This window comes from Protofrankia sp. CiP1_Cm_nod4 (assembly GCF_982290645.1).
On record NZ_CEVIVC010000033.1, the window covers coordinates 42,634 to 47,392 of the forward strand.

General features: G+C 69.7%; 3 protein-coding genes. 1 reads left to right on the forward strand and 2 read right to left on the reverse strand.

Annotation, left to right across the window (positions count from 1 at the left end):
- The first annotated feature begins 174 nt into the window (after positions 1–174).
- On the forward strand, positions 175–870 hold the full coding sequence (locus AC5LSR_RS08985; RefSeq protein ID WP_250284606.1) for a YceI family protein: 696 nt from the start codon (positions 175–177) through the stop codon (positions 868–870).
- A gap of 397 nt (positions 871–1,267) precedes the next feature.
- Here the strand turns inward: AC5LSR_RS08985 and AC5LSR_RS08990 are convergent, their stop codons facing one another.
- Complete coding sequence (locus AC5LSR_RS08990; protein ID WP_250284604.1) at positions 1,268–1,951, reverse strand: response regulator; 684 nt, start codon at positions 1,949–1,951, stop codon at positions 1,268–1,270.
- 338 nt (positions 1,952–2,289) lie between these two features.
- The coding region (locus AC5LSR_RS08995) for an ATP-binding protein (RefSeq protein ID WP_493468349.1) at positions 2,290–4,759 on the reverse strand (2,470 nt) is incomplete at its 5' end.

Consider the following 4,759-nt stretch of genomic DNA (forward strand, 5'->3'; position numbering starts at 1 on the left):
GGCCACGCAACCACCGAGGAGTGATCAATGATAGCCGATGCGTCCCGTCCGGCCGACTCATCGCAACCGCCGAGCCGGCCGGGCCCACCGGAGCAGGCAGGACCGCCGAGTCCACCGAGTCCATGGGGCCCGTCAGGCCCGTCAGGCCCGACGAAAAAGAAACGGCCACGCTGGGTGAAGGGTCTGGTGATCGGCGTGGTGGCCCTGGCCGCCCTCGTGGCCGGCGGGCCGTTCGTCTACATCAACTTCATCGAGGGTGATCCGCCGGCCAAGTTGTCGCTGGACAGCGCGCCGGCGCCCGGCGGCACCGCGACCGGCCCGGCCGCCGGCGCCACGGCCGCCTACACCACCGCCGACGGGACGTGGACGGTGGCCGCCGGCTCGCAGGCCGGATACCGCGTCAAGGAGGTCCTGTTCGGGCAGGACACCACCGCGGTCGGCCGGACCTCGTCCGTCACCGGGAAGCTGGTCGTCAGCGGCACCTCCGTGCCGTCCGCCGACTTCAGCGTGGACGTGGCCACCATCACCAGCGACCAGTCGCCGCGCGACAGCCAGTTCCGCGGCCGGATCATGGAAACGTCCCGGTTCCCCACGGCCGGCTTCAGGCTGACCCAGCCGATCGACCTCGGATCGGTGCCCGCCGAGGGCGAGCGGAAGACCTACCAGGCAACAGGCGAGCTGACCGTGCACGGCGTCACCAGGACCGTCACCGTCCCGCTGGACACCCAGCTCACCGGCGGGCAGATCCGGGTCAGCGGGCAGATCCCCGTCACTTTCAGTGACTACGGCGTCGAGCCGCCGAACGCCGGCGGGATCCGGGTCGAGAACAACGGGATCATCGAGGTGCTGCTCGACTTCGCCAGGTCCTGAGCCCTCGTCAGGTCCCTGAGCCTTCGGCGGGCCCTGAGGACTTCGGCAGGCTCTGAGGTGAGGCCTTCGGCGGGCCCTGAGGCCTTCGGTGGATCTCCGGGCCCCGCCGGGCTCCCGGCGTCGGCAGGTTCCAGGATCGGCCCGCTCTGCGGCTCCCGGAGCGCCAGTCATACGACCATGCGTGACCGCATGGTCGACGGCCAACGGAAAAGATCGCTGTGGGTTTGTCGTTCGGTACACTCACCGGGCCCGCCCGGATCGAAAAGCGAACCGAGCGGCAGACTCCCCCAGCTCACGCCCTGCGCGGACGACCGCGGGCAGCGCTTCCCCGCGGCCAGGCCGCGCCCCCGCGACCCCCGGCCAGGAACCGGAACACCCGGCCCCGGAACACCCGCGGTCAGGATGCCGTGGCCGGCGGGCCGCCGCCCGCCCGGGAGAACGGCCGCAGCCGCGTGACCAGGCCGCGGACCTCGGCCGCCGCGGCGGCGATGGTCTCCTCGGGGACGCTCGGGGAGGTGCCCTCCAGCAGGACCTCGAGCGCGGACAGCCGTTCGGCGATCTCGGTCATCAGGTCGAAGTCGCGGACCCTCGCCCGGGCGAGCTCGGCGACCCGCTCATTCTTCTCGAACAGCTCGACGAATACCGTGACCTTTGCGCGCAGCAGCCACGGGTCGAACGGTTTGGCGATGTAGTCGACCGCGCCGACGGCATACCCGCGGAACGCGTGATGGGGCTCCCGGTCGATCGCGGTGAGAAAGATGATCGGGGTGTCCCGCGTCCGGCCGCGCTGTTTGATGCGGTGCGCGGTTTCGAAACCGTCCATGCCCGGCATCTGCACATCCAGGAGGATCACGGCGAAATCGTCCACCAGGAGGCGTTTGAGGGCGTCCTCCCCGGACGACGCGGTGACCAGGTCCTGGTCGAGGGAGGCCAGGATCGCCTCGAGAGCCATCAGGTTGTCGGGCCGGTCGTCCACCAGAAGGATCTTGCTGCGCGGACGCTCCGTACCGTGCGCGTCCTCGGCGTCCACAGCGCCCACAGCGTCCCCAGCGCCCACGAGGCCGCCCTTGCGCTCGGTCACCTGCCCGCCTCCTCGCCCACGGCGCATTGCCAGCATTGGGGACATGCGCCAAAACCCAACCGTACAAGCCCTCTCAAGCGGCCAGGCATCCGCGACCACACGCCTTCCGCAATACTCACGTTCCGTTCCCAGGAAGTATCCCTGACAAAACATCCGATCCAGGCGCCCGGCCCGGGCTACCCGGGCCGGGCCGGGCGCCGGTAGCCGCGGCGCCCACCGTACCCGCGGGCTGTACCCGCGCCGTACCCGCGGGCCCCGCGTCGGCGGGCAGGCGATACAAGCGGGCATCGGCGCGAACTTCGAGGCTTCCGTTCCACACCTGCTCCGGACGCGGCCGCCTACAGATGCGACCGCATGGCACTGAGCAGATGCCTCAGGTCGACCGGTTTGGTGATGTAGTCGGTCGCGCCCGCCTCGAAGCTCTTCTCCCGGTCGCCCGGCATCGCGTTCGCGGTCAGCACCACGATCGGCAGGGCGGCGAAGGCGGGCATCTGCCGGATCGTCGACGTGGTCTCGTTCCCGTCCAGGCCCGGCAGCATCACGTCCATCAGCACCAGATCGATCATCGAGCCCTCCTGCTGGAGCAGCCGGATCGCGTCGTGGCCGTTGTCCGCGTACAGCACCCGCATGCCGTGCATCTCCAGCGCGCTGGTGAGGGCGAACACGTTGCGGACGTCGTCGTCGACGACGAGCACGGTCGTGCCGACCAGCGGGTCGGTCTCGTCCAGCCCGCTGACGGGCTCGCGGCGGGCGAACTCCTCGGGCGCTTCGGTGAGGAAGGAGGTGCCGGTCGCCATCGGCCCCGTCGCGCCCGGAACCGAACGTGACGAACGTCGTGCTGCCGGCACCGGCACCGACACCGCGCCCGGCTCCTCCGTGGCCGACCCGTTCCTGACCGGTCCGTCCTTGCCCGGTCCCGCCCGGCCCGGCCAGGCCATGGTGGCCGGCCCCCCCGCCAGCCGGGATTCCTCCAGCGCCTGCCTGCCCTGCATCCCGGCCAGCCGGTGCGACGCCGCCGCGCGGGGCTCCCCGGACAGCATGATGATTCCCTCGTTGTCCCCGGGGGTGGTGGAGGGCAGGACCTCCGAGGGCATCACCGACGGTACGTACAGGGTGAAGGTGCTGCCCTGGCCCACAGCGCTGGCGACCCCGATGGCCCCGCCGAGCAGCCGCACGAGCTCCTTGCTGATCGACAGGCCGAGCCCGGTCCCGCCGTAGCGGCGCGACGTCGTCCCGTCCGCCTGCTGGAAGGCCTCGAAAATCATGCGGAGCTTGTCGGACGCCACCCCGATACCGGTGTCGGACACGCTGAACGCCAGCACCACCGGCGCGGCGGACAGGCTCGGCGCGGTGAACTCGATCTCGTCGGACGCGACGGTGACATCCAGCCGCACCTCACCGGAATCGGTGAACTTCACCGCGTTGGACAGCAGGTTCTTCAGCACCTGCTGAATGCGCTGCTCGTCGGTGACGAATTCCGCCGGGACGTCGTTGGCGACCGTCACCTCGAATGACAGCCCCCGCTCCTCGGCGAGCGGGCCGAATATCTGCGCGACCGCGTCGCAGAGGGTCGTGGTGCGGACGGTGGCGGCCTCGACGTCCATCTTGCCGGCCTCGACCTTCGACAGGTCGAGAATGTCGTTGATGAGCTCGAGCAGTTCGGAACCGGCCGAGTGGATCGTCTCGGCGAAATCGATCTGCTTGGCGCTGAGGTTGGCCTCCGGGTTGTCGGCGAGCAGCTTCGCCAGCAGCAGCAGGCTGTTGAGCGGTGTGCGCAGCTCGTGGCTCATGTTCGCCAGGAACTCGGTCTTGTACTGCGACGACAGGGCGAGCTGCTCGGCCTTCTCCTCCAGCCCGATGCGGGCCATTTCGATTTCCCGGTTCTTCTCCTCCAGCAGCGCGGCCTTCTCCTCCAGCTCGTTGTTGGTGCGCTGGAGCTCCACCGACTGCGAGCGCAGCTCCTGGGTGAGCCGCTGCGACTGGGCGAGCAGCTCCTCCGTCCGCGCGTTCGCCATGATCGTGTTCAGGACGACGCCGATCGTGTCGACGAGCTGGTCGACCAGGTGCAGGTGCAGTTCGGAGAACTGGGTGAAGGACGCGAGCTCGATGACCCCGAGCACCTGCTCCTCGAAGAGGACCGGCACGACGACCAGGTCGCTCGGTGGGGCCTCCCCGAGGCCGCTGCGGATGTAGAGGTAGCCGGCGGGCACCTGCTCCACCCGGATGCGCTTCTTCTCCACCGCGGCCTGGCCGATGAGGCCCTCCCCGAAGAGGAAGGTGCCGTCGGAGCGCTTGCGGGGCGCCGAGCCGTAGCCGGCGACGTGCCGCAGCTTGTCGCCCTCGATGAAGTCGAGCAGGTAGACCGTGCCGAGCTGGGCGCCGACCGCCGGCGTCATCTCACTGATGATCATCTGGCAGACCGCGTACAGGTCGCGCTGGCCCTGCATCTTGCCGCCGATCCAGGCGATGTTCGACTTCAGCCAGTCCTGCTGGGCGTTCTTCTCAGTGGTCTCCCGCAGGTTGGCGATCATCTGGTTGATGTTGTCCTTGAGCTCGGCGACCTCGCCCTCGGCCTCCACCGTGATCGAACGGGTGAGGTCACCGCGGGTGACCGCGGTCGACACCTCGGCGATCGCCCGGAGCTGGGTGGTCAGCGTGGACGCGAGCTGGTTGACGTTGTCGGTGAGGGCCTTCCAGGTACCGGCCACCCCGTCGACCGTCGCCTGGCCGCCGAGCTTGCCCTCGGTGCCGACCTCCTTGGCCACCCGGGTGACCTCGTCCGCGAACGAGGAGAGCTGGTCGACCATG